We start from the raw sequence: 22,961 nt of genomic DNA, 5'->3' as shown, positions 1-22,961 counted from the left end.
CAGGGGATTGGTTGGGCATGGCGAGCGAATATGAGCCGGTCGAGACGACGCCGAGCAGGCCGCGGCCGATGCGCACGCTGCTGATCGTCGCGCTGGTCGCATTCCTGCTCGGACTGATCGCGATGGGCGTGCTGCTCAAGAAATGGGGCGGCGGCATGGGTTATTTCGGTCGCGAAGCGGCCGTGTCCGGCGGCCCCACCGCGCTGGGGCCGACCACGCCGATGCCGATGACGCCGTCACAGGTTCAAGCGCTCCCCGCCAATCCGGCAAGTCTCGACGATCTCACCACCCGCGTTCGCGACCTGGAGCAACGGCTCGCGCAGATCAGCGTCAGCGCGCGTGCCGCATCGGGCAATGCCTCGCGCGCGGAGGGGTTGCTGGTTGCCTTTGCGGCGCGGCGCGCACTCGATCGCGGCGTCGCGCTCGGCTATATCGAGGCGCAGTTGCGCGAGCGCTTCGGTGAGGCCCAGCCCCGTGCCGTGGCGATGGTCATCGCCGCCGCGCGCCAGCCAGTGACGCTGGAGGAATTGCAGATCGCGCTCAACGATCTCGGCCCGCAACTCGCCAGCGCGGGATCGACGCCGAGTTGGTGGGATGGGCTGAAGCGCGAAGTTTCCGGCCTGATCGTGGTGCGCCGGGCCGGTACGCCCTCGCCCTTGCCCATCGAACGCCTGCAGCGCGCCAAGCGCCGGCTCGAAGGCGGTCAGGTCGATGCGGCCCTGGCCGAAGTCGCGCGGATGCCGGGCCGCGACAAGGCGGCGAACTGGATGGCGAATGCGCGGCGCTATATCGAGGCGCGCCGCGCGCTCGACATCATCGAGACCGCCGCGATCCTCGATCGTCCCGATGACGCAATGCCATTGCCCGCGCCGGGCGCATCGCCGGAACAGGATGCCCCGCTGCCTTCGGCGAGTTGATCGCGTCCCCTTCCGGGTTCTTGTTTGACGATTGTATAATAGTGTCGCAGGATGCGCTTCGGGGCCATCGGGCTCCGGGGAGGACTCCATGGCCGATACCATCCTCATCACCATTCCACGCGCCGCGCTTGCGGCACTTGCGCTCGCTGCTGCCGCACCGGCCCTGGCTGATACCAGCTATGTCCGCGCCGGACGGCTGATCGACACCGAAAAGGGCGTCGTCCTCACCGACCGGCTGATCCGCATCGACGATGGCCGGATCGTCTCGGTCGCGCCCTATGCGCCGCCACCCGACGGCGCGACGGTGATCGACTGGTCGGGCTTCACCGTATTGCCCGGCCTGATCGACATGCACACCCATCTCGCCGACTGGGGCCAGACCAACAATATCGCCGAACCGCTGATGCACAGCCCGCAGGAAATGGCCTTTGTCGGGCTGCGCAACGCGCGCGTCACGTTGAATGCCGGTTTCACCTCGGTCCATGATGTCGGCTGTTTCCGCGCGTTCAGCGACGTCGAACTCCGCAACGCGATCAACCGCGGCGATATCGACGGCCCGAGGATGAGCGTGGTCGGCGCCTATATCACGGTGCCCGGCGGCGGCGGCGAAGTGACCGGTTTTGCGCCCGACGTGACGGTGCCGGCCGATATGCGCGCTGGTGTCGTCACCGATGCCAACGACGTCCGGCTGAAGGTCAACACCCTGTTCCAGCGCGGCGTCGATTCGATCAAGCTGATCGCGACCGGCGCGGTGCTTGCCGAAGGCACCGAACCCGGCCAGCTCGAACTGAGCCCCGAGGAAATGCGTGCCGCGGTCGTTGCGGCGACGGCGCGCGGCGGCTGGGTGACCGCGCATGCGCATGGTGCCGACGGCATCAAGGCGGCGATCAATGCCGGCGTGCGCGCGATCGAGCATGCCTCGCTGATCGACGACGAGGGGATCGCCTTGGCCAAGGCCAAGGGCGTCTTCCTCGACATGGACATTTATAATGGCGACTATATCGAAGAGGTCGGCACCAAAGAGGGCTGGCCCGAAGGCTATCTGCGCAAGAATCGGGAGACCACCGACGCGCAGCGCGAAGGGTTCCGCAAGGCGGTGCGCGCCGGTGCCAGGATCACCTTCGGCACCGATGCCGGCGTCTATCCGCACGGCCAGAATGCCCGGCAGTTCAAATATATGGTCCGCTATGGCATGACGCCGATGCAGGCGATCCAGGCCGCGACCTTGGTGGCGGCGGATGCGCTGCGCTGGACGAAGGATGTCGGTGCGATCGCGCCGGGCCGCTATGCCGACATGATCGCGGTCAGGACGGATCCGATCGCCGACATCGCCGCGCTCGAGAAAGTCGACCACGTCATGAAGGGCGGGAAGATCGTCCGGTAGCGACCTGCTCTCCTGCTCTCTCCTGTCATTCCCGCGTACGCGGGAATCCATCTCTTCCGTGACACATCAGAAGGAAGAAGAAGCTGGATTCCCGCGTGCGCGGGAATGACAAGATGGCGGCTGAAATCTGCAAGCAACCCGCTTGACATGCGCCTGCACAGAAAACACTGTCCTGATCGGGATTGAGACTCCGATCGCCGAACGCTGCGTCGGGCCGTTTCCGGACGAGGGGGCGATATGCGACGTGCGATGATCGGGCTTGCGATATTGATGTCGGCCTTTGCGATGGAGGCATCCTCGCAGCCGCCCGCGAATATGCCCGAGGGGCTCGAATCCTTCATCGGCTACAGCTTTCCCAGCGACCTGACCGCCGCCGCCGCTGCCGACCGCGTCGCCTGGATCGAGACCGCCAAGGGCGTGCGCAATATCTGGCTCGCCTCCGGTCCCGATTTCAAGGCGCGCAAGGTGACGACCGCCACCGAAGATGACGGCCAGCAGCTCACCGGCCTGATCCTGTCGGGCGACGGCAGTCGTCTGGCCTGGACGCGCGGCGGCGAGCATCATGGCAATTACCGTGCGACGGGCAATCTCCAGCCCAATCCCGCATCGTCGACCGAGCAGCAGCAGATGTGGATCTGGTCCGCCGCGACTGCGGGCGGGCCGGCGGTGAAGGTCGCCGAAGGCGATGCGCCCGCACTCTCCGGAAGCGGCAAGCTCGCCTATATCAAGGACGATCAGGCCTGGACCGCCGATCCCACGGGCAAGGGCAAGCCGGAAAAGCTGTTCTTCGATCGCGGCCGGGTGACCGATCTGACCTGGTCGCCCGACGGCACTGCGCTTGCCTTCGTCTCGCGCCGCGACGGCGATCACAGCTTCATCGGCATCTATACCGGCGCGGGCAAACCGATCGTCTGGATGTCGCCCTCGACCGCCTGGGACGAGAATCCGGTCTGGTCGCCCGACGGCAAGCGCATCGCGTTCAGCCGGCGGACCAACAATGGCGGCGCGCCACGCCCCTTTCTCAAGGAATCGCCGCAACCCTGGTCGCTCTGGGTCGCAGATGCCGCGACCGGCGAAGGGCGTGCCGTCTGGCGCAGCCCCACGACGCTGGAAGGCTCCTATCCGAGCCGCGTGCCCGACGGGCTGTTCCTGATGTGGGCGGCCGGCGACCGGCTGACCTTCCGCGCCGAATTCCATGGCTGGCCGCATCTCTATTCGGTGCCGGTGGCGGGCGGTGAGGTGACGCACCTCACGCCCGGCGATTTCATGGTCGAGCATGTCGCGCTCAGCCGCGACGGCAAGTCGCTGCTCTACAGCGCCAATACCGGCGCTTCGGCCGATGACGACGAACGCCGCCATGTCTATCGCGTGCCCGTCGATCGGGCGGCTGCGGTCGCGCTGACGGCGGGCGAGGGGCTCGAATGGACGCCGGTTCCGGCCGGTACCGGCGGTGTCGCAATGATCGCGGCGACCACCTCCACGCCGCCGCGCGTGCATCTGGCCGGCGCAACCGGCCCAGGTCGCGCGATCGACGCCGGCAGCGCCAACTTCCCGTCTGCCCAGTTCGTGATGCCGCGCCATGTGACGTTCAAGGCGGCCGACGGACTCACCATCCACGGCCAGCTCTTCGTCGGCCGCGGCCGCGATGCGAAGAAGCCCGCGATGATCTATATCCATGGCGGGCCGCCGCGGCAGATGCTGCTCGGCTGGAATTATTCGGGCTATTATTCGCATTCCTACGCGATGAACCAGTATCTGGCGTCGCGCGGCTTCACCGTGCTTGCGGTCAATTACCGGCTCGGCATCGGCTATGGCCGCGCTTTCCAGAACGCGGCGAGAGGCGGCCTGGCCGGTTCGTCCGAATATCAGGATATCGTCGCGGCCGGCCGCTTCCTCCAGTCGCTGCCCGATGTCGACGACAAGCGGATCGGCCTGTGGGGCGGTTCCTATGGCGGCCTGCTGACCGCGCTCGGCCTTGCGCGCAACAGCGACATGTTCAAGGCGGGCGTCGATCTCCACGGCGTGCATGACTGGTCGCGCCGCTCGACGCGCTTCGCCGAACCGCAGGGGTATGAGAAGGGCGAATGGCCCGACATGGCGAAGATCGCGTTCGAAAGCTCGCCGGTCGCGTCGATGAAGACCTGGCGCTCGCCCGTGCTGCTGATCCATGGCGACGACGACCGCAACGTGCCGTTCGACCAGACGATCGACCTCGCCCGCCGGCTCGACGCCGAAGGCATTCCCTATGAGGAGTTGGTGCTGCCCAACGAGCTTCACGATTTCCAGCGCTATGACAGCTGGCGCCGGTCGGACACCGCGACGGTGCGTTTCCTGGAGGCCAAGCTGAAACCCTGAATGCGGGCCTGATGAGGCGTTAAATCGCGGATTGACTTATTTTCCGATCAGGACAATCCTGATCCCATTGGGGTTGTTCTGGCGCGAACAGCGGAAAACCGCGCGCCGATGCCAGATCCCGGCAACCGGTGGTGGTGCGAGGGAATCGCGCCGCATCGGGGCCGGACGCCCCGTCCTTGCGAGGGGGATGCACGTGAAATTCAGATCATCGATGCTTGTCGCGCTGGCCGGCCTGGCCGCGCTTACCGGAAGCCAGGCGCTGCTCAGCCAGACCGGCCCGGCACCGGCCACAGCACCTGCCGGTGCCGCACCGGCAACCCAGGCGGCTGCCGTCGATGCGCTTCGGCCCACGCCCAAGCTGGCGCCGGGCCAGCCCATCCCGCCGGCCGAACTCGAAGCGCTGGTCGACGGCGTCGTCCGCCAGGGCATGAACGATCTCCACATCGCCGGCGTCACCGTCTCGATCGTGCAGAATGACCGGCCGGTGCTGCTGAAAGGCTATGGCATCTCCGGACTGAATCCGATGCGGACCGTCGATCCGCGCAAGACTTTGTTCCGCATCGGATCGGTCTCCAAGACGATGACCTGGATCCTGATCATGCGCGAGGTGGAGAAGGGTCGCATCAAGCTGACCGACCCGGTCAACCAGTATCTGCCGCCCGAATCGCAGATTCCCGATCAGGGCTTCAAACAGCCGATCCGCATCGTCGATCTGATGGCCCATGCCACCGGCATGGAGGATATCGCGCTCGGCCATCTCATCCTCGACAAGGCCGAGCGTCTGACCCCGCCGGCGGACTATATCCGCCTGCACCGGCCGGATCGCGTGCGGGAGGCGGGCACGCTCTCCACCTATTCCAACTATGGCGTCGCAGTCGCCGGCCAGATTCTCGCGGGGCTCAACAAGACCGATTTCGAGACGGTCGCCGACCGCGACGTGTTCGCCCCGGCAGGCATGACGCGCAGCACCTTCCGCGAACCGATGAAACCGCGCGCAGGCTTTGCCGCGCCGATGCCCGCGGCGCTCGCCGGCGACGTCTCCGACGGCTTCCGCTGGGGCGGCAATCGCTTCAAGTCGATGGGCCCCGACTTTATCGGCAGCGTCGCTTCCGCCGGATCGATCGCAACCACCGCCGAGGACATGGCCCGCTATCTCCGCCTGTTGCTGCGCGACGGCACGATCGACGGCACGACCATCTACGGTCCCGTCGCCGCCAAGGCGTTCCGCACGCCGATCATGAAGGTCCCCGCCGGCGTCAACGGATGGGCGCATGGCTTCGGCATGCAGACCCTGCCCGGCGGTTTCACCGGCTATGGCCATGGCGGCGGCACCAGTGCCTTCCTCACCCAGATGATGGTGATCCCCGAACTCGACCTGGGCGTGTTCATCAGCACCAACACCGTCGGCGGCGGCGCATTGTCCGGCAAGCTGCCGGGCGCGATCATCGAACGCTTCTATGCGCAGACCCCGCCGATCCAGCGCCCCGGCAATCCGGCGTTCCTGAAGAACGCCGGCAATTACGAGGGCACCTATCTCGCGACGCGCCGGGCCTATTCGGGACTCGAGAAGTTCCTGGGCGTGCTCGGCGGCGTCGCCAAGGTCTCGACTTCGCCCGACGGCTATCTGGTGACCTCCGGCGCGCTCGGCAGCCAGAGCTGGGCACCCGGCGATTCGCCGACGCAGTTCCGTGCGATGGACGGCGACGGCTATCTGAACTTCGTGCTCGACGACAATGGCAAGGCGATCCGCATCTATACGCCGTCGGGCGCCAATGCGTTCGAACGCGCATCCGGACTGTTCGACCTCGGACTGCTCGGCTGGCTCGCCGGGCTGGTCGCGCTCACCGCGTTCGGCCTGTGGGCGGCCTATCTGGCACGGCGCGGCACGACCTATCAGGGATCGACGCTGCGCCTGTCGCATTACGGACTGCTGGGCGCCGGCACGCTATGGCTCGTATCCGTGATCGCGCTGGCCATGTGGCTGCCGTCGATCATCGCCAACGGACCATCGCTCCATTACTGGCCGCCGGCACCGCTTGTCGTGGCATCGATCGCCGCTCTTGTCGCGACGCTGGCCACGATCGCCTCCGCAGTGCTGCTGGCTCTCGGCCTGCGCCAAGGCCCCAGGCCGGGCAGCTTCGCGCTGCTGCGCCATGTCGCGGTCGTGCTGCTGTTCCTGGCGCTTTCGGTGATGGTCGGCATCCGCGGCGGTCTGCTGCCCTGGGCATAAAACGAAGCATCGGCCGGCGGCGGCAAGCCGCCGGCCTATTTCATCACGGCATCGCGCGCGGCCGTCGCCATCATGTCGTCCTCGTCCGAGGCCGCCCCGCTGACTCCGATCGCCGCGACGACCTTGCCATTCTTCGTCACCGGTACGCCGCCCGCGATCGTGACGACGCCGGGCGCCGACAGGACCGACAGCTTGCCGCCATCCACCTGCTGTTCCAGCAGCTTTGTCGGTACGCCGATGGCGGCGGCGGTCAGCGCCTTGCTCTCGGCGAGCTGCAGGCTCACGAACGAGGCATCGTCCATCCGCTGCGACAGGATGACGCGGCCCTCGCGATTGACGACCACGACCGAGACGCTGCGGCCTTTCTCGGTCGCGAGATCGACCAAGGCATCGGCGATCTTCCGCGCCTCGACCATGCGGAGCGTCGCGCCCGTTCCGGCTGGCGCTTCGGCACCGGCGCTGCCCGCGCCGAACATGGCCAGCAGCGCGAACGCGGCAAGCCAGCCGCGCCGAAGATCGGAATTCATCACCATGTTTCCCCCGGTCGTCATCAGTGCATTTTCCTCGGCGCCGACGGCGTCTGTTTCGGGATCGGGTGCGCCAGGAAAGCGTGGATGTCCTTCGCATCCTGCTCGCTGAGCACATCGGCGAACGATGCCATGCCGGCATCGGCGAAAGTGCCTTCGCGCACGATCTGCAGGAAGGCGGCATGGACCTCGGCGGGCATTTTCCAGAGATTGGGATAGCCGCCCAGCGTGTCGGGCCCACCATGGCAGCGCCCGCAATTCGCCCCGTACAGCGCCGCGCCGCGCTTGGCCTGTGCCTCGGTTCCGCGATATTGCGCGGGTGCCGGCACGAATGCGGTCGCGGTGCGCAGCGGCGGCAGCCTGGCCGGCGATCCGCCCAGCTTGAACACGATCAGCCGCTCGGCATTCTCGCGCTTCAGGGCGGCGGCGCCCGGGGTATAGGCGACGTTGAGCGCACCGCCAAAGCCCGCCGCCACCGCGACATATTGCTCGCCGTCGATCTCGTACGCCATCGGCGCGGCCATGATGCCGGTGCCGATATCGATACGGTGCAGCACCTTGCCGGTCCTGGCATCATAGACGGTCAGATAGCCATCGGCCGATCCCTGCATCACCAGCCCGCCGCTCGTGGTCATCACGCCGCCGCTCCAGAACGGCATCACCTTCGAGCTCCAGACCAGTTTCTGCGCCACCGGATCCCAGGCCTTCAGCACCTGTTCGAACTTCGGCTTGGGCTGTCCGGCAAAGGCAGCGGGGCGATCGCCTTCGCCGAACCCGGAAAAGGCGGGGAAGGCGGCGATCGATCCCTGGATGGGGCTATAGGGACGATAGGGCTCGTCGCTCATCTGAAAGGTCATCGGCGCTTCGAGGACGGGGATGTAAACCAGCCCGGTCTGTTCGTTATACGCCATGGGCGGCCAGTTGTGCCCGCCCGCCTCGGACGGCCAGACCAGCTTGGTTTCCTTGCTGAAATCCGACTGCGCGGTGACCACCGGCCGCCCGGTCTTCAGGTCGACCCGGTCCGCCCAGGTGACGGTGGTGAATTTCTCCGCCGACAGCAATTCGCCGGTCACGCGGTCGAGCACGTAGAAGAAGCCGTTCTTCGGCGCCTGCATGATCACCTTGCGGAGCCGGTCGCCGATCTTGATGTCGGCCAGGATCATGTTCTGCGTGGCGGTATAGTCCCAGCTGTCGCCGGGCGTGGTCTGGTAATGCCATTTCTTGCGGCCGCTATCGGCGTCGAGCGCGACGATCGACGACAGATAGAGATTGTCGCCCCCCGCCGGGCTGCGCGACCATAAGGGGTGCGGCATGCCGTTGCCGGTGCCGAGATAGACGATGTTGGTGTCGGGATCGTAGACGATCGAATCCCAGGCGGTGCCGCCACCGCCAAGATCCCAGCGCGACTTGGGATCCCAGGTCTTGCGTGCCTCGGTCACTTCGGGATGTTCGTCCGGCCCCGCAGCGGGATCGCCCGGCACGATGAAGAAACGCCAGGCGAGCTTGCCGGTCTTGCGATCGAAGGCGCTGGCATAGCCGCGCACGCCCATCTCGCCGCCGCCATTGCCGATCACGACAGTCTTGCCCGCGACGCGCGGCGCGCCGGTGATGGCATAGCTGCGGCTGCGGTCGGTGATCGTGTCGACCTTCCATAGCTCCTTGCCGGTCCTGGCGTCGACCGCCGCCAGATAGCCGTCGAGCGTCGCGACATAGACGACGCCATCGGCGACCGCGACGCCGCGATTGACCACGTCGCAACAGGTTCGCCGCGCGAACTGGCCGTCGACCTCCGGATCATATTGCCAGAGCAATTTCCCGGTCTTCGCGTCCAGCGCATAGACGATGCTCCACGGGCCGGTCGTATACATCACGCCGTCGACCACGATCGGCGTCGCCTCGACACCGCGATGCGTGCGGCCGCGGACGACGAAACCGTCGAATTCCCAGGCCACGCCCAGCTTCGACGCATTCGAGGCGTCGATCCGCGACGTCGGATAATAATAGGCCGTTTCGCGCTGCCAGGCTGCGTTTCCGTCCTCGGCCGATCGCGTCCAGCACCCGCTCAACAACAGCAATGCAGCAATCGTGGACGCCAGTCCGCGCGTCCGGCGCGCGATGACGAGACAATGTGAGATCATGCCGTTCCTCCTCCGCGCCTAGAAGCGCTGCCGCAGTTCGACACCCACGGTGCGCGGCCGGATCGTCGTCGATCGATCGCCGCCGATGCTGAAATCGGTATCGAGCAACGGACGCGTATCGAGCAGATTGTTGACGTAAAGCCGGACTTCGGTCGCATCGCGCGTGGCCGATGCGAAGGCATTCACCACGCTGTACCCCTGGCGGATCTCCGCACCATTGGGCACGGCGCCGGTCACGCCGTCGGAATAGCGCACCGACTGCAATCGCTCGAACTGGCGCCGCGCCTTGCTCTGATACTGATATTCGCCGCGCATCTGCAGACGCCAGTCGCCGCCCAGATCCATGCCGTAGCTGGCATAGGCGCTGGCCATCCATTTCGGCACCGCCTGCACTTCGTCACCGTCGCGCGCGGGCGTGCCGAGTGCGGCGGTCGTGATCTTGGCATCGGTATAGGTGCCGGTCCCGCCGATCTGGAAAGCGGACGTGATGTTGATCCGGCCTTCCGCCTCCAGCCCCTTGATCTCCGCGCTGCCGGCATTGCCGGTAAAGGCGAAGCCGCAGCTGTTGAGATCGATCTGCTGCTGGATCTTCTTCCACTTGGTGTAGAAGAGCGAACCGTTGAACATCACGCGATTGCCGCCGAACATGTTCTTGGTCCCGACCTCATAGCTCCACAGATTGTCGGACGAGAAGGAATCGGGTGCGGCGGAAAGCCCCAGCCGCGCCAGATCGGCCGCGCACAGCACCGGATTGACCTGGAACCGGTTCGGGCCGCCGGGGCGGAACCCCTTCGCAGCGGACGCATAGAGCAGATTGTCGGGCGTCAGCTTGTACGACAGCCCGAATTTCGGGTTCACGCCCTTTTCGGTGCTGCGCCGCCCGGCGACCTGGGTCAGCCCGCCATTGAACGGGCCGTCGCCGAGAATGTCGACCACCTGCTCGATCTTGAACAACCGCACGCCCGCGGTGACGTCGAGATTGTCGAGGATGGCATAGGTCGCTTCGCCGAAGGCGGCATATTGCCGGGTCTTGGTGAAGGTATCGCCGAAATAGCCGATTTCGGTGCCGATGATCGGCGTGGCCCCCGGCGTGGTGACCGTCTGGACCAGGCGATCGTCCTGATTCGAATAATAGAGGCCGGCGATCCAGCTCAGCGGCGCACCGCGGCCATTGTCGGACGCCAGGCGCAATTCCTGGCTGAACGTCGTCGTCTTGCTGTCCGAAACGTTGCGGCTGGTCAGCGGGAACAACGGGGCGACCAGGCCGCCGATGAAATAGCTGTAGTCACGGACCCAGCTCAGATCGCGGTCGAAATAGGCGGTCAGCGAGGTCAGCCGGACGCCGCCGAGATCCTTGTCGATATTGAGGCTGTAGATGCCCGCCTTGTCGTGGGTCGGCTGCGCGATACGGAAGGACGAGGTGAGCTCGCGTGCGCCCAGGAAGAACTGGCTCGGGTTTTTCTGCTTATAGTCCTGGTAGAAGATCGACGGCCGGATCGACCAGCTGGGATCGGGCTGCCATTCCAGCGACAGGCGTGCGGCGTAGGTGTCGGACGAATTCTGATTGGACCTGCTGCGCGTGCTGAGCGTCGGCTGGAAAGCCGGCGTATAGACGGGCGACGGCGCGCTGGACATGTTCGAGTTCCGGATCGAGCCGGGCACATTGTCGACATAGCCGCCATCGCGCCGATAGAAGAGCCCGGCGCGGATAGCCAATTTGTCCTCGATCAGCGGCGCGTTGACCACGACCTCGCCATTATAGGATGGGTCGCCATGCGCCGTTATCGCCACGCCCGCGGCCGCGGATGCGCCGAACGCGCGCAGATTCGGCTTTGCGCTGACATATTTGATCGCGCCGCCCATCGAGCTGCCGCCGTAAAGCGTTCCCTGCGGCCCCTTCAGCACTTCCAGCCGCTCCATGTCGAAGAACACCGGATCGAACGCACCGCTGAAGCTCGTCGCGACCGTGACCAGCGAGATATCGTCGAGATAGACGCCGACGGTCGGCGACGACGCCACCGTGCTCACGCCGCGGATATTGTAATTGCCCAGGCCGCGCTCGACGCCGGAGAAGGAGAAGCCGGGAATGCTCCGCAGCACGTCCTTGACGTCGACGGCGCCGCGATCGCGCAACTGGTCGCCCGACAGCGCATTGACCGAGATCGGCACGTCCTGCAGCCGCTCATTGGTCTTGCGCGCGGTGACGACGATTTCGCCATCGGCATGGTCGGCCGGCTCTTCCTGCGCGGACGCCGCCGATGCCGACAGCGCGACCGCCGAGACGCCCAGCGCCAGCAGCGCGGAACGGAGAATGCTATGGTGGAAAACGGTGCGATTCATATGGCCCCCCTTGGACATGCCCGCCAGCTTGTTGGCTTTGATTTTGCGGGCGGCGCATAATGTGCAGGCGAAAGGGCGGTCGTGCTTATCCATTGCCCCGAACTTCCTTTGCAAAATCGGATAGTTCGCCATTCGACGGACGAACGCGCGTTCGGCACGGCCGGATCGGCGGCGCGCGTCGCCAATAGCCGCGCTATTGCTGCGCCGTGACGGTTCGGTTTAGGCTGTCGGCCTGACCGTGAGATAAACGGGGTTTTCTCCTATTCCATCAGAATGGAACCTGCCGCTTGGACATCAGCCCGACCATCGCCTGTGAAGAGCCGGACCCGACGCTGAGTGCGATGGTCGATCCGAGCCGTATCCTGACGCGCTATACCGGACAGGCCGGATTGCAGGGGCGGACCGCGCTGATCAAGGCCAACACGCCCAATGAGAATGGCTGGTCGCGCGGTGCGACGATCCGGCCGGGCTTCTCGATCGTGCTCACCGAGGTCAGCCATTTGACGCATGAGCGTTACGAGTTTCTGAGCCAGGACCATCTGAAGCTCCATTGCAAGCTCGATGGCAGCAGCCTGATCCGCGACGATGCAGAGCATTCCTCGGTGGTGGAATCGGGGCGGCTGTCCTTCCTCGTCCAGCCGCCGCACACGGTGAAGCACGAGATCGTGAAGCCCGACACGCGCACGCGCGCGGTCACGATCGTGTGCAGTCGCGATTTCCTGCGCGAACTCATTCCCGACAGCGAGGATCTGCCCAGCATCCTGCTCGACTATCTGCGCGGCCCGATCACGCAATTCTGCCATCGCGACGCCCCGCTGCCGCTGGCGATGCGCGCGATCGTGGAGGATATGCTGCAGCTCCAGTCCGATCGCCTGGCGGACCTGATGCTCGAGGCGAAAGCGCTCGAGCTTCTCTATCTGTCGCTGCGTCAGCTGTCGGGTGACGGAACCGCCGATCCGATCCGGCCGAAGAACCGTCAGAAGGTGATGGAATTGTGCGAGATCCTCCAGAGCGGGGAAGGCGCCACGATGAGCATCGCGCAGCTTTGCCGGCAACTCGCCTGGAACGAGACGCAGATGATGGAGAGTTTCAAGCAGGTCACCGGCATGACCATCTCCAGCTATCGGCAGCGCGCGCGGATGGACGAGGCGTTGCGACAATTGCGCACCACCGACCGCTCGGTGACCGAGATCGCGTTCGACGCGGGATATGAGCATTCGAGCAATTTCGCGACGGCGTTCAAGCGCACCTTCGGCTTCTCGCCGAAAATGGGGCGCGCGCAGCTCAACTGAACGGGCGACGCTGCGTCCATGACCATGACGTTCCACGTCTTCAGCCCGCCACAAAGGCAGACGGGGCGGATCAAAAGCTTCCCACGTTATCAGCCGGCCAACCAGGCCAGCTCGGCGGCGTCGACCGCTTCGACCATGTCCGCTTCGGCGCCTGCGAGCGACAGCCGCCTGCGCACAGCGTCCGCATCGCCACCCCTGGGAAATGCGCCATCGGCCTTTGCCGCCTTTGCCAAATCGCCGATCCAGCCATCGTTCCTTGTCTGGGCGAGCAGCCAGGTGCCGAATGGCGTCGAAGGCATTGGCGGCGGTGGGGCGGCCTGCCGGAATGACACGGGAACGGGAACCGGCTTGGTTTCTGGTTTCGCCACGCGCCTGGGCCTGCGCCTGGACACCGGAACGATCGCGCGCGCGTCTGCGTCGGCTTCGTTCCATTCGAAGGGCAGCATCGGGTTATCGTCGGTCGGTATCGATGACTTCGCCCTGCGAATGCGCGCCATACACTCCTCCAGAAACACCGAATACCGCCGGCCCTATCACGTTCCCGATTTGTTCGCATCAGGATCTTGCAGCGACGAATGGCTTTTCATGTGTGATGGTCGCGATTGGCTGTGCGCTCCCCGATGGGCGCGATCGGCCTTATCGCAGCCTTTCGGCTGCGTATCGGCGGGTCCTTCGATGCGAAGAACGCTGGAGCGGGCGAAGGGATTCGAACCCTCGACCCCGACCTTGGCAAGGTCGTGCTCTACCCCTGAGCTACGCCCGCTCGGCGTCATGTCCGGGGCAGGCCCCGGGGGTGAGGCGCGGCTGTTAGCATCGGCTTTTGCTGCCCGCAACCCCCTTCGGCAAAGAGTCTGGCAATAGGCCGACAAATGATGCCGATCTACGAACCGCTGGCGGCGGCGGGCGCGGTGGCCAGGACGGGTGCCACTTCACCAGCGGCGGGTGCAGCGGGCCTGGAACTTCCCTCCGGCGCCACGGCGGCCGGCGGCGCGGGCGGCAGCATGTCCGAATCGGCGGGCATTTTTTCGGCGTCGCTGATCGCAGCGTCGATCCCGGTGATCTCGGATCGGCCGACCGGGCCGCTACGCGTTTCCGCCCGCGTGTCGAAGGGAATGTCCGCGCTGGCCGACTGTTGCTGCTTCGCTTCGCCGCAAGCGGCCAGGAGCAGCGTTGCCAGCAGGACCACAGCCCCGTTCCTCATGATTCGATCCCCCGATGCGCATGGCGTGTTCGGGGGTGACAACGCACCAGCGGCAAAAAAGTGTCTTGCGGCGACGGAAAAGTGCGCACCGGATCGCGCAATCATGCCGTGCGAGCCGCGCGGGGGGCGCCCGATGCGGCGTGGGTCGTGCCGGACCTAATTCCGCACCAACTCAATAAGCCACGGCCGCGCTGTTGTTGCGGTTGTGCGAAGCGGCGTGGAGCGCGCCGGTCTTGGGGTCGCGGCTGATCGCCACCCATTTGCCTTCGCCGCCGAGACGCGCTTCGGCGAGCGGCATCGCGCGCCAGGCGAGGCCGGTCGCGTCGAGCAGCTTCGAATCGAAGCGTCCCTCGGGCACGCCCATCGTCGTTTCGCCCGTCGCCGGATCGATCGATGGCAGGAAGAAGTCCGGCGTGTTGATCGCCGCCTCCACGTCCATGCCGAAACAGGTGACGTTGAGCAGCCCCTGGAAGGTGCGCTGGTGGAGCCCTGCGCCCATCGATGCGAAGCCGAGTACGGCCTTGCCGTCCTTGAACAGGATGCCCGTCTCGGTCGGCGCGGGCAGGCGGCTGCCCGGCTTCACCTGCGCGATCGCCGCCTGCTGGAAGCTTGCGGGATCGCCGATCGAGATGCCGTCGACGAAGATTCCGGTCTTGCCCCAGTTCACGCAATTGATCGAATGGGTGATCGCCGCGATGTTGCCCTCGGCATCGATCGCGACGATGTCGTCCGAGTGCATCGGCGTCGTTTGCTTCCATTTGGTGAAGGTCTTGCCGCCCTCGATCTGTTTCCACAGCGCGGCCGCATGGTCCTTGGTGACGCGCGCTTCGGAACTGAAGTCGATACCGGGATAGATCGCTTCCTGCGCGGCCTTCGGGAACATCGAGATGCCGAACAATTGCGTGATCTCCAGCGCCTTGCGCAGCGCCTGGGGCGACTTGGTCCAATGCTCGCCGCCGCACAGGCCCGCGGCGTCCGCCAGATTCTGCGCTTCGATCAGCGAGACACCGCCGAAGTTCGGCGTCGGATTGGTGTGGATCGAATAGCCGTTGCGCAGGGGCGCGGTGAGCGGATCCGCCCAGATGACCTGGTAATTGCGCAGGTCGTCGATCGTCATCTTGCCGCCATCGGCCTGGACCGCCGCGACCAGCCGCTGCCCCCATGGCCCGCCATACATATGGTCGGCGCCATCGCGCGCCACCGCACGCAATGTCTCGGCGAGCCTGGGCTGGCGGAAGACGTCGCCAGCCACATAGGGCGAGCCATCGGGCTTGACGAGCGTCGCGCGGGTCTCGGGCAGGCGGCGGATATCGGCGTCGCGAAAGGCGAAGATCTCGGCGAGGAAGGGCGTCACCGGCATGCCCTTGTCCGCAATATGGATGGCGGGGTCGAACAGGCTGGCGAATGGCAGCTTGCCGAATTTCCGGTGCGCAGCCTCGACCCCCTTCATGAAGCCACCGACCAAAGCGGTGCGCCCGCTCGGCGCACCCTTGCCCTGCAGCGCCGCCTTGCTCGAAAAATCGATCGCGCCGGGAATGCTCGCCGGATCGGTCTCGCCCGAAACCGTGTCCCACTCGGCGTTCATCGTGTGGGTCTTGCCGGTCTTCGCGTCGTAATAGACCAGCGACATGATCCCGAAATAGCTGATCGGCGCGCCCATCGCCAAAGCGACCTGGGCAAGCGCGCCCGTCATCACCGCATCGATCGCGTTGCCGCCCTGCTTCAACGCTTCCAGCCCCGCGCGCGCGGCCAGGCCGCTATAGGCCACGGTGACCGCGCCGTGCGTGCCGCGCGCGGCGCCCGCCGTCGTCCGGTCGACACCCTGCGCCTTCATGAAGCGATCATATTCGCCCGCCGGCCATTTCGCCGGCGACAGATCGACCTTGCGCCCCGCGATCGCGACGCCGGGAAGCGTGGTGGCGGCGCCCGCGGCGAGCAGGCTGGTGACGGCGGTTCGGCGAGTCATCTTCATCTCGGGTCCTTGCTGGGAAAATATCGATCAGAATCCGGCTGCCGGCGCGGCAGCGGCAAGCTTCAGGCGGAAATCGGCGGGCGGCGTCCGATGCAGCAGATGCTCGACGAAATAATCCCACATGCGCTGCGTATAATAGGCGTCGGTCCGGAAGAAATTGTGATCGCGATTGGGCAGATAGAGCAGGTCGTAGCGCTTGTTCGCCTTGGCGAGCGCGTCGGCGAGCTGCAGCGTGACCGCGGGCAGCGCATTCTCGTCGAGATCGCCATAGACCAGCATCAACCGGCCCTTCAGCCGGCCGGCGAGCGGCAGCATGTCGAGCCCGGCATAGTTGCGCGGCACCGCCACGGGATCGGGTGCGAGGCTGCGCCCCTCACCATAATCGGCCAGCGGGAAGATGCCCTCGACCGGGTAGAAGCCCTGGAAATTGTGCGGGCCGGCAGAGGACACCGCGACCTTGTAGAAATCGGGCCAGGTCAGGATGGCGCGCGCCGAGGTATAGCCGCCGAAGGAATGGCCATAGATGCCGACGCGATCGAGATCGAAACTGCCGAAGCGTTCGGCGAGCTGGCGGATTCCCGCGACATGATCGGCCAGTTCGGGCTCGGCGAATTGCTCGAAGCTTTCCGCGTTGAACGTCTTTGAACGACCCGGCGTGCCGCGTCCGTCGATGGTGACGACGATGAAGCCGAGCTCGGCCAGGCTCGCGCGGGCGCGCGGATTCGACGTCGTCACCGCCTCGCGGTAATCGGCCGGGGCATTGGTCACCTGCGGCCCGCCATAAATGGCGTCGATCACCGGATATTTGTGGCCCGGCACCATGTTCGGGGGAAAATAGACGGTGCCCCAGATCCGTGTCCTGCCGTCCGCCGACAGCGTCTCGACCCGTGTCGGACTGCGCCAGCCCGATGCGGCGACGCGGCTGACATCGGCGGTCTCCAGCGTCGCCACCACGCGCCCGTCGCCGGCCGCGCGCAGCACGCTGACCGGCGGCCGGTCGAGCAGCGAATGGCTTTCGACGATCCAGTCGCCATTGGGCGAAAGCGCGGCGGTGCCCGGATTGGGCGTGGCATTGCCATTGGGTGCCCGCGCGGCGACATGCACGCCGGCTTCGGGCGAGAGCAGCCGTTCCTTGCCGCCGTCGAGCGACACCGAATGCAGCCGGACGAGATAGGGATCGTCGCCGTCGTCGGTGCCGCCCGCGCTATAGATCATCCGCCGTCGCGCCGCGTCCACGCCGATGATGTCGCGCACGGTGCGCTTGGCCGTGGTCAGCTTGCGCTTCAGCCGACCGGTCGTCAGGTCGTAAAGATAGATCTGCCCCCAATCGTCGCGCTCCGAATACCAGAGGATTTCGCGCGAACGCTCAAGGACGGTGACATTCGCCGGACTGTAGATGAACGCGTTGAACCGCCCCCATTTGGGCGTCGCTTCCTGCACCACCAGCCGCGTCGTGCCGGTTTCCAGATCGATCTCCGCAAGCGCGATGTTCTTCAGCGCGCGCGTGGCCGCAAGCCCCCAGGCCCGCCGACCATCCGCCGACCAGTTGAGGATCGGCTGGTAGAAACTCCAGCCCTCGGGCAGCGTCACGATCGTCTTGCGGCCCGACGCCACATCGAACACCGCGGTCTCGGTATCGCCTTCGCGCTCGCCCAGCAAGGGGATGCGCGGTTCCCACAATTTCGGCCGGAAGCTGCCGTCCTGCGGCACCCATTCGACGAAGGGATAGGGTTTCACCGCGCGCTCGTCGGTCCGTCCGCTCAGCAATTTCCGGCCATCGGGCGACCAGGCAATGCCGGAGGGCGGCATCGGCGCCTTGGACCGCATCGTCGGGATCGCGAACAGCGACGTACCGGGCAGCGTACCATAAGCGAAATGCGCAACGCCGTCGCTGGTCAGGGCGACGGGCGCCGCCGCGCCCCTGGTGCGCAGCCAGAGATTGTGATCGCGCACGAACACGCCATGGCTGCCATCGGATGACCAGGCGGTCTCGGGCGTTGCAGGCGACTGGGCCGCCGCCGTGCAGGCATAGTCGGCAAGCGCGCAGCGCACGCTGCGGCCACCCACCATCAGAGTCGCCTGGCTATCGTCAAGATCGGTGACCGGAAGCATAGCCGGCACATCGCCGCCGAGCGCGCTCGCCGCCGCCTGCCGCAATCGCGCATCGTCGAAGGCGGGTCGGCGCCGGCCGGTCGCGGCATCGACGATCAGCCATTCGGGGCCGCTTGCACCGTCGCGCTTGTACCAGAAACGATCACCGGTCCCGATCCAGTGCGGCACCAGCTGTGCATTGCGGATCGCGCCCGCCAGATTGGCGTCGAGCACCTTCTCCGCACGCGCATAGGCATCCGCCATCGCATCCTGTGCCTGGGCATGGGCCGGCGCGATGCCCGTCAGCGCCAGCGCGACGATGATCGCACCGCGCATCAGCGCAATCCGTCCGCCACGCCCATGCGGCGCGGATCGGCGGCGCTGCCGAGTTTGCCGGCATCGTCACGGAAGCACATCTGGAACGATCCCATATGATAATCATAGGCGGCGATCGCGCGCACCCTGAGCCCCATCGCGGCCAGCCTGGCCGATGTGGCGTCGGACAGGCGATCCTCGATCACCAGCTCGCTACCATCGGTCAGCGGCAACAGCCGGGGTGCATCGGCCGCTGCATAAGGCGTCATTCCGAAATCGAGCACATTGGTCAGCACCTGCGGCACCGTGCAATGGACGTTGCCCGGGCTGCCGAGCGACAGCACCGGCCGATTGTCCTTGAGCACGATGGTGTTGCCCATCACCGTGCGCATCCGCGCATTGGGTGCGAGCAACTGCATCATGCCCGTCTCGGGCTGGTTGAAGCTGCAATGGCTGCCGACCATCGGCACGCCGCCGACGACCGTGCCGGGGATGCCGCCCGATTGCAGCGTATTCATCATCTGGACCCAATTGCCCTTGGCATCGACGATCGACAGCTCGCAGCTTCCGCTCGGCTGCTTCTCGACGATATTGCCAGCACCCGTGGTGGGCGGACCGCCCAGCGCACTGCCAGGGCCGCCGGTCATCCGCACATGCTGCGTCAGATCGACCCTCGGCATGGTGCCGCGGATCAGCCGTGCGGCATGGGCGTAGAAATCGTCGTCGAGCAGCGCGGCGGTATCATAGGGCGCGACCGCGACGGAATCGCCGCTGAACCCGGCATGGTAGATTGCGTGGCGCAGCGCATGCGCCATGAAGAAATAATGCTCGGCCGACCCCGGCGCGACGTTCCGGATACCGAGATGGCGCAATATGCCCATGGTGATCGCGATGCGCAGCCCCTGATTCTGCGGCGGAGCGAGGCTGACGACCTCATAATCATGATGCTTGAAGCGCAGCGGCTCCATCCAGCGCGGCGGCGTCGCGGTCATGTGCCGCTTCTCGATCTTCCACCCCATCGCATTGCCGCGCGCGATGAAGGCATCGGCCCAGGCGCCGGTGATCATATGGTCGGGGCCCTCGGCGGCGACCTTGCGCAAGGTGTCGGCCAGCGGCTTGTTCACGAACAGATCGCCCACCTTCACCAGATGACCCTGCGGCGCGAAGAAGCGGCGACCGTCGGGGAAGTAGTTGTAAAAGGCCTGACCGAACTCGTTGACCTGCACTTCGAAGGTCGAGACCGGATGCCCTTCCTCCGACCAGCGGATCGCATCCTCGCACAACGACGCCCAGGGCTTGGTCGCGAACTTGGCGTGCATTTCCTTGAGACCCGGCATGAAGCCGGGGATCACCGCGGAGGGTGGATAGGCGGCATAGCCCGACCCGGCCATGGCCGGGATCGGCCTGAACGGCGGCAGGTCCGCAGGGAACGTGCCGGTGCTGTCGAGCTGATAGGTCTTTCCGGTCGCCGCCTCATAATAGAGGAAAGTGACGGTGCCGGTGTGGTTGGTCATGAACGGCTCGACCGCGGCCTGCACCATGCAGCCGGCGATCGCGGCGTCGACGGCGTTGCCGCCCTCGCGCAACACCTTCAGGATCGTCTCGGTGACGATCGCATTGTCGGTGCTGACCGCCGCCTTCACGTTGGTGACCGGCGTTTTCGGTCCCGGATTACGGACATATTTCCGCATCTGATCGGGCGTCGCCTGTGGCAGGTCTCCGGCGATCGCCGGCCGCGCGGCGGCGATCGCCCCGGCACCGGCAGCCGCGGTCGCTATGAATTGACGTCGGTCCATGTTCGTTCCCCGTCCCAATATTCGCGTTTCAGTGTTCCGTGCGTCAGAAATTGGCGCTCAGCCCCAGCGAGATGGTCCGCGGCCGGATCACCACACCGCCGCCGCTGGCATCGATGTTGGTGAAGGCGAGGACGTCGAACAGATTCTCCACCCGCACCTGCGCGGTGAAGCGCTTGTCGAACGTGACGCTCGCGCGCAGATCGACCGTCGTGATCTCGGGCAGCTTCTGCGTCGCGGTGGGATCGAGCAATTTATAGGTCGACGCCGTCGCCGACTGGAAACGCAGCGTCGCGCCGACATTGCCGTCCATCGTGTCGGACAGCGGGATCGCATGATCGGCGATCACCGCTGCGGTCCAGGGCGGCGTGAGCGGCAACCGGTCGCCGGCGCTCGCGCCCGTCACCGCGGCGGCGGCCGGCGTGATCGCCTTCAGCCTGGCATTGGTGTGCCCGACATTGGCGCCAACCGTCAGCAAATGGCTGGGGCGTGCCTGCAATTGCAGTTCAAACCCGTCGACGGTCGCGCTCGCCGCATTGCCGCCGAGCACGAAGCCGTTGACCAGGGTGTTGAGCTGAATGTCGTCCCAGTCGATATGATAGACCGACGCGTCGAAGCTGAAGGTGCCGTTGAGCGCCGAACCCTTGATGCCCGCTTCATAGTTCCACACCGAATCCGGGCGGACGAAGGTCTGCGCGCCCGGCGGCGGCGCGCTGTTGGTCTGCGGTCCGCCCGGACGATAGCCGCTGGCGGCGCGCGCATAGAGGCTGAGGTTGCGGGCCGGACGCCAGCGAACCGTGGCGAGATACGTGGTCGCGTCATCTTCGAACTTGAAGGTCAGGGGCGTGCGCGGCCGGAAATAGGTGACCCCGCCCGGCCCGCCGGTGCCCGAAACCTGATCGTTGCGCGCATAGCGGATGCCGCCCGTCACATCGAGCGCGTCGGTCAGATAGAAAGTCAGGTTTCCGAAGCCCGCAATCTCCTTGTATTTCGACGTCGTCGTCGCGCGGATCAGGGTCTGGAACGGCGCCTGGAGCGGGGCATCGGCCGCGGTGAACGGCGTGACGGTGGTGATGTAGATGCTGTCCTCATCGGTGTAGAACAGCCCCGCCAGGAACTCGACCGGCCCCAGCCGCTTCGAGGCGAAGCGCAGTTCCGCCGAATATTTCTCGGCGGCCGGGTTGATCAGCCCTTCGGCCAGCGTCGAGGCGGGCAGGATCGTGTCGATCGGCGCACCGAACAGCAGCTGCGAGACCGGCCCGAGCACGGCGCGCGCCGTCGGGATATAGACGCTGGTATAATCGGCCCTGAGGCTGACATTATATTTGGCGTAGCTCGCCGCAGCGGTCACCGTGCCGATGCCGGTGTCATATTCGACCGATGCGCTGCCGAGCCGATATTTCACCCGGCTGCCGAAATCGCGGAACGCGCTATAGGCATAGCCGCCATAGGCCGGGATGAAACTGCCCGGCAGCGTTTCGAGCGACGAAGATCCGAAGCTCTTGATGTCCTGATATTGCCCGCTGATATTGATCTTGAGGTCGGGCGCCGGCTCCGCGAACAGCGCGATGCGTCCGCCGGAGACATTGCTGCGATTGACGTTGCGCGTGCCCGTGGTGACATTGTCGACGAAGCCCGGCAGCCGGCGATAATAGCCGGTGGCCGAGATCGCGACGGTATCGGCGACGACCGGGACGTTGATCGTTCCGCGCAGCAGGAACCCCATTTCACCGCCATCGACGTCGCTCACCTCACCGCGCACGGTACCGTAGAGACGGCTGGGATCGGGCTTCTTGGTGACGACGCGGATAAGACCGCCCAAGCTGCCGGCGCCGTAAAGCGTCCCCTGCGGCCCCTTGAGCACTTCGATCCGCTCGATCTCGGCCAGTTCGGGTTCGGGCGTCATCAGGCCGCTCACCGCCAGATAGCCGCTCGCGCTGAACGGCGTATCGTCGATATAATAGCCTGCGGTGTTGCTGGTCTGCTGCGGGCCCGAATTGAGGCCGCGCAGAATGATCGTGCCGAGCCCCGGCGAACCCGTGTCGCGCTGGGTCAGGCCGGGAATCAGGCTGGCATAGTCGCGGAAACTGGTGACCCCCATCGCTTCGATCGCCTCGCCGGTCACCGCGGTGATCGCGGTCGGCACATCCTGCAGCCGTTCCTCGCGCTTGCTGGCGGTGACGACGATGTCGTTGGTGTCCTGCGACGCGGTCTCTGCGTCCGTCGATTCCTGCGCGAGTGCGGCGCCGGGCGACATGATCAGCGCACCGATCGCGCACCTCGTCAGAATCCATGTCTTCGATCGCATAATCCAACCCCCCTTTTTTGGTTTGTGCCTGCTTGGACACCCTTGCCGACCCCGTATCGGGATTCGACTATTTCCATGCAGTACTGTCTTATAATTTT

At 65.8% G+C, this 22,961-nt stretch carries 14 protein-coding genes and 1 tRNA gene; 5 read left to right on the top strand and 10 right to left on the bottom strand.

Annotated features, from left to right (window positions below; genetic code table 11):
• Positions 1–17: 17 nt before the first annotated feature.
• The 4 genes from AC3WN8_RS24900 to AC3WN8_RS24885 all read left to right on the top strand — a co-directional run bounded on the left by AC3WN8_RS24900 (position 18) and on the right by AC3WN8_RS24885 (position 6,886).
• Entirely contained in the window at positions 18–917 is a 900-nt protein-coding gene (locus tag AC3WN8_RS24900) for a hypothetical protein (protein ID WP_492672198.1), read from the top strand.
• Positions 918–1,005: 88 nt separating this feature from the next.
• Entirely contained in the window at positions 1,006–2,301 is a 1,296-nt protein-coding gene (locus tag AC3WN8_RS24895; protein WP_492672197.1) for a Xaa-Pro dipeptidase, read from the top strand.
• A 237-nt stretch (positions 2,302–2,538) separates the two neighbouring features.
• Entirely contained in the window at positions 2,539–4,656 is a 2,118-nt protein-coding gene (locus AC3WN8_RS24890) for a S9 family peptidase (RefSeq protein WP_492672196.1), read from the top strand.
• Positions 4,657–4,849: 193 nt separating this feature from the next.
• A complete protein-coding gene (locus AC3WN8_RS24885; RefSeq protein WP_492672195.1) occupies positions 4,850–6,886 on the top strand; it encodes a serine hydrolase domain-containing protein in 2,037 nt (678 codons plus the stop codon).
• Between the two features lie 35 nt (positions 6,887–6,921).
• Here AC3WN8_RS24885 and AC3WN8_RS24880 read toward each other — a convergent pair whose 3' ends face one another.
• The 3 genes from AC3WN8_RS24880 to AC3WN8_RS24870 are packed head-to-tail and all read right to left on the bottom strand — an operon-like array spanning position 6,922 to position 11,891.
• A complete protein-coding gene (locus AC3WN8_RS24880) occupies positions 6,922–7,437 on the bottom strand; it encodes a GlcG/HbpS family heme-binding protein (RefSeq protein WP_492672194.1) in 516 nt (171 codons plus the stop codon).
• On the bottom strand, positions 7,437–9,551 hold the full coding sequence (locus AC3WN8_RS24875; protein ID WP_492672193.1) for a PQQ-dependent dehydrogenase, methanol/ethanol family: 2,115 nt from the start codon (positions 9,549–9,551) through the stop codon (positions 7,437–7,439). The genes AC3WN8_RS24880 and AC3WN8_RS24875 overlap by 1 nt, the downstream gene beginning before the upstream one ends.
• A gap of 18 nt (positions 9,552–9,569) precedes the next feature.
• A complete protein-coding gene (locus AC3WN8_RS24870) occupies positions 9,570–11,891 on the bottom strand; it encodes a TonB-dependent receptor (RefSeq protein WP_492672192.1) in 2,322 nt (773 codons plus the stop codon).
• 287 nt (positions 11,892–12,178) lie between these two features.
• Here AC3WN8_RS24870 and AC3WN8_RS24865 point away from each other — a divergent pair, with 287 nt between their 5' ends.
• A complete protein-coding gene (locus tag AC3WN8_RS24865; RefSeq protein ID WP_492672191.1) occupies positions 12,179–13,183 on the top strand; it encodes a helix-turn-helix transcriptional regulator in 1,005 nt (334 codons plus the stop codon).
• A gap of 89 nt (positions 13,184–13,272) precedes the next feature.
• Here AC3WN8_RS24865 and AC3WN8_RS24860 read toward each other — a convergent pair whose 3' ends face one another.
• From AC3WN8_RS24860 to AC3WN8_RS24830, 7 genes are all read right to left on the bottom strand, one after another.
• The gene (locus AC3WN8_RS24860) at positions 13,273–13,551 is read right to left on the bottom strand and encodes a hypothetical protein (RefSeq protein WP_492672190.1); all 279 of its coding nucleotides are present in this window, start codon (positions 13,549–13,551) and stop codon (positions 13,273–13,275) included.
• Positions 13,552–13,871: 320 nt separating this feature from the next.
• Positions 13,872–13,946: transfer RNA gene (locus AC3WN8_RS24855), tRNA-Gly, on the bottom strand.
• Between the two features lie 117 nt (positions 13,947–14,063).
• Entirely contained in the window at positions 14,064–14,384 is a 321-nt protein-coding gene (locus tag AC3WN8_RS24850; protein ID WP_492672189.1) for a hypothetical protein, read from the bottom strand.
• Positions 14,385–14,556: 172 nt separating this feature from the next.
• Positions 14,557–16,350, bottom strand: a complete 1,794-nt coding sequence (locus AC3WN8_RS24845) for a gamma-glutamyltransferase (RefSeq protein ID WP_492672188.1) — start codon at positions 16,348–16,350, stop codon at positions 14,557–14,559.
• Positions 16,351–16,383: 33 nt separating this feature from the next.
• Positions 16,384–18,783 (bottom strand): S9 family peptidase, encoded by a 2,400-nt coding sequence (locus tag AC3WN8_RS24840; RefSeq protein WP_492672187.1) that lies wholly within the window; start codon positions 18,781–18,783, stop codon positions 16,384–16,386.
• Positions 18,783–20,558 carry a gamma-glutamyltransferase family protein gene (locus AC3WN8_RS24835; protein ID WP_492672186.1) on the bottom strand — a complete coding sequence of 592 codons (1,776 nt, stop codon included), beginning with the start codon at positions 20,556–20,558 and terminating at the stop codon, positions 18,783–18,785. Before AC3WN8_RS24835 ends, AC3WN8_RS24840 begins: the two co-directional genes overlap by 1 nt.
• A 43-nt stretch (positions 20,559–20,601) precedes the next feature.
• Complete coding sequence (locus AC3WN8_RS24830; protein WP_492672185.1) at positions 20,602–22,863, bottom strand: TonB-dependent receptor; 2,262 nt, start codon at positions 22,861–22,863, stop codon at positions 20,602–20,604.
• Positions 22,864–22,961 lie beyond the last annotated feature (98 nt).

It is taken from the genome of Sphingobium sp. FW305-3-2-15-F-TSA7, from assembly GCF_058787155.1.
The sequence above is the reverse complement of the archived record's forward strand: the minus strand, read 5'-3'. Positions and strand labels throughout refer to the sequence as shown.

Excerpts from the sequence above, each read along its gene's own strand:
- AC3WN8_RS24840 (WP_492672187.1), bottom strand. The coding sequence starts at position 18,783 with ATGCGCGGTGCGATCATCGTCGCGCTGGCGCTGACGGGCATCGCGCCG.
- AC3WN8_RS24845 (WP_492672188.1), bottom strand. The coding sequence starts at position 16,350 with ATGACTCGCCGAACCGCCGTCACCAGCCTGCTCGCCGCGGGCGCCGCC.
- AC3WN8_RS24875 (WP_492672193.1), bottom strand. The coding sequence starts at position 9,551 with ATGATCTCACATTGTCTCGTCATCGCGCGCCGGACGCGCGGACTGGCG.
- AC3WN8_RS24880 (WP_492672194.1), bottom strand. The coding sequence starts at position 7,437 with ATGACGACCGGGGGAAACATGGTGATGAATTCCGATCTTCGGCGCGGC.
- AC3WN8_RS24835 (WP_492672186.1), bottom strand. The coding sequence starts at position 20,558 with ATGGACCGACGTCAATTCATAGCGACCGCGGCTGCCGGTGCCGGGGCG.
- AC3WN8_RS24850 (WP_492672189.1), bottom strand. The coding sequence starts at position 14,384 with ATGAGGAACGGGGCTGTGGTCCTGCTGGCAACGCTGCTCCTGGCCGCT.
- AC3WN8_RS24900 (WP_492672198.1), top strand. The coding sequence starts at position 18 with ATGGCGAGCGAATATGAGCCGGTCGAGACGACGCCGAGCAGGCCGCGG.
- AC3WN8_RS24870 (WP_492672192.1), bottom strand. The coding sequence starts at position 11,891 with ATGAATCGCACCGTTTTCCACCATAGCATTCTCCGTTCCGCGCTGCTG.
- AC3WN8_RS24895 (WP_492672197.1), top strand. The coding sequence starts at position 1,006 with ATGGCCGATACCATCCTCATCACCATTCCACGCGCCGCGCTTGCGGCA.
- AC3WN8_RS24830 (WP_492672185.1), bottom strand. The coding sequence starts at position 22,863 with ATGCGATCGAAGACATGGATTCTGACGAGGTGCGCGATCGGTGCGCTG.
- AC3WN8_RS24890 (WP_492672196.1), top strand. The coding sequence starts at position 2,539 with ATGCGACGTGCGATGATCGGGCTTGCGATATTGATGTCGGCCTTTGCG.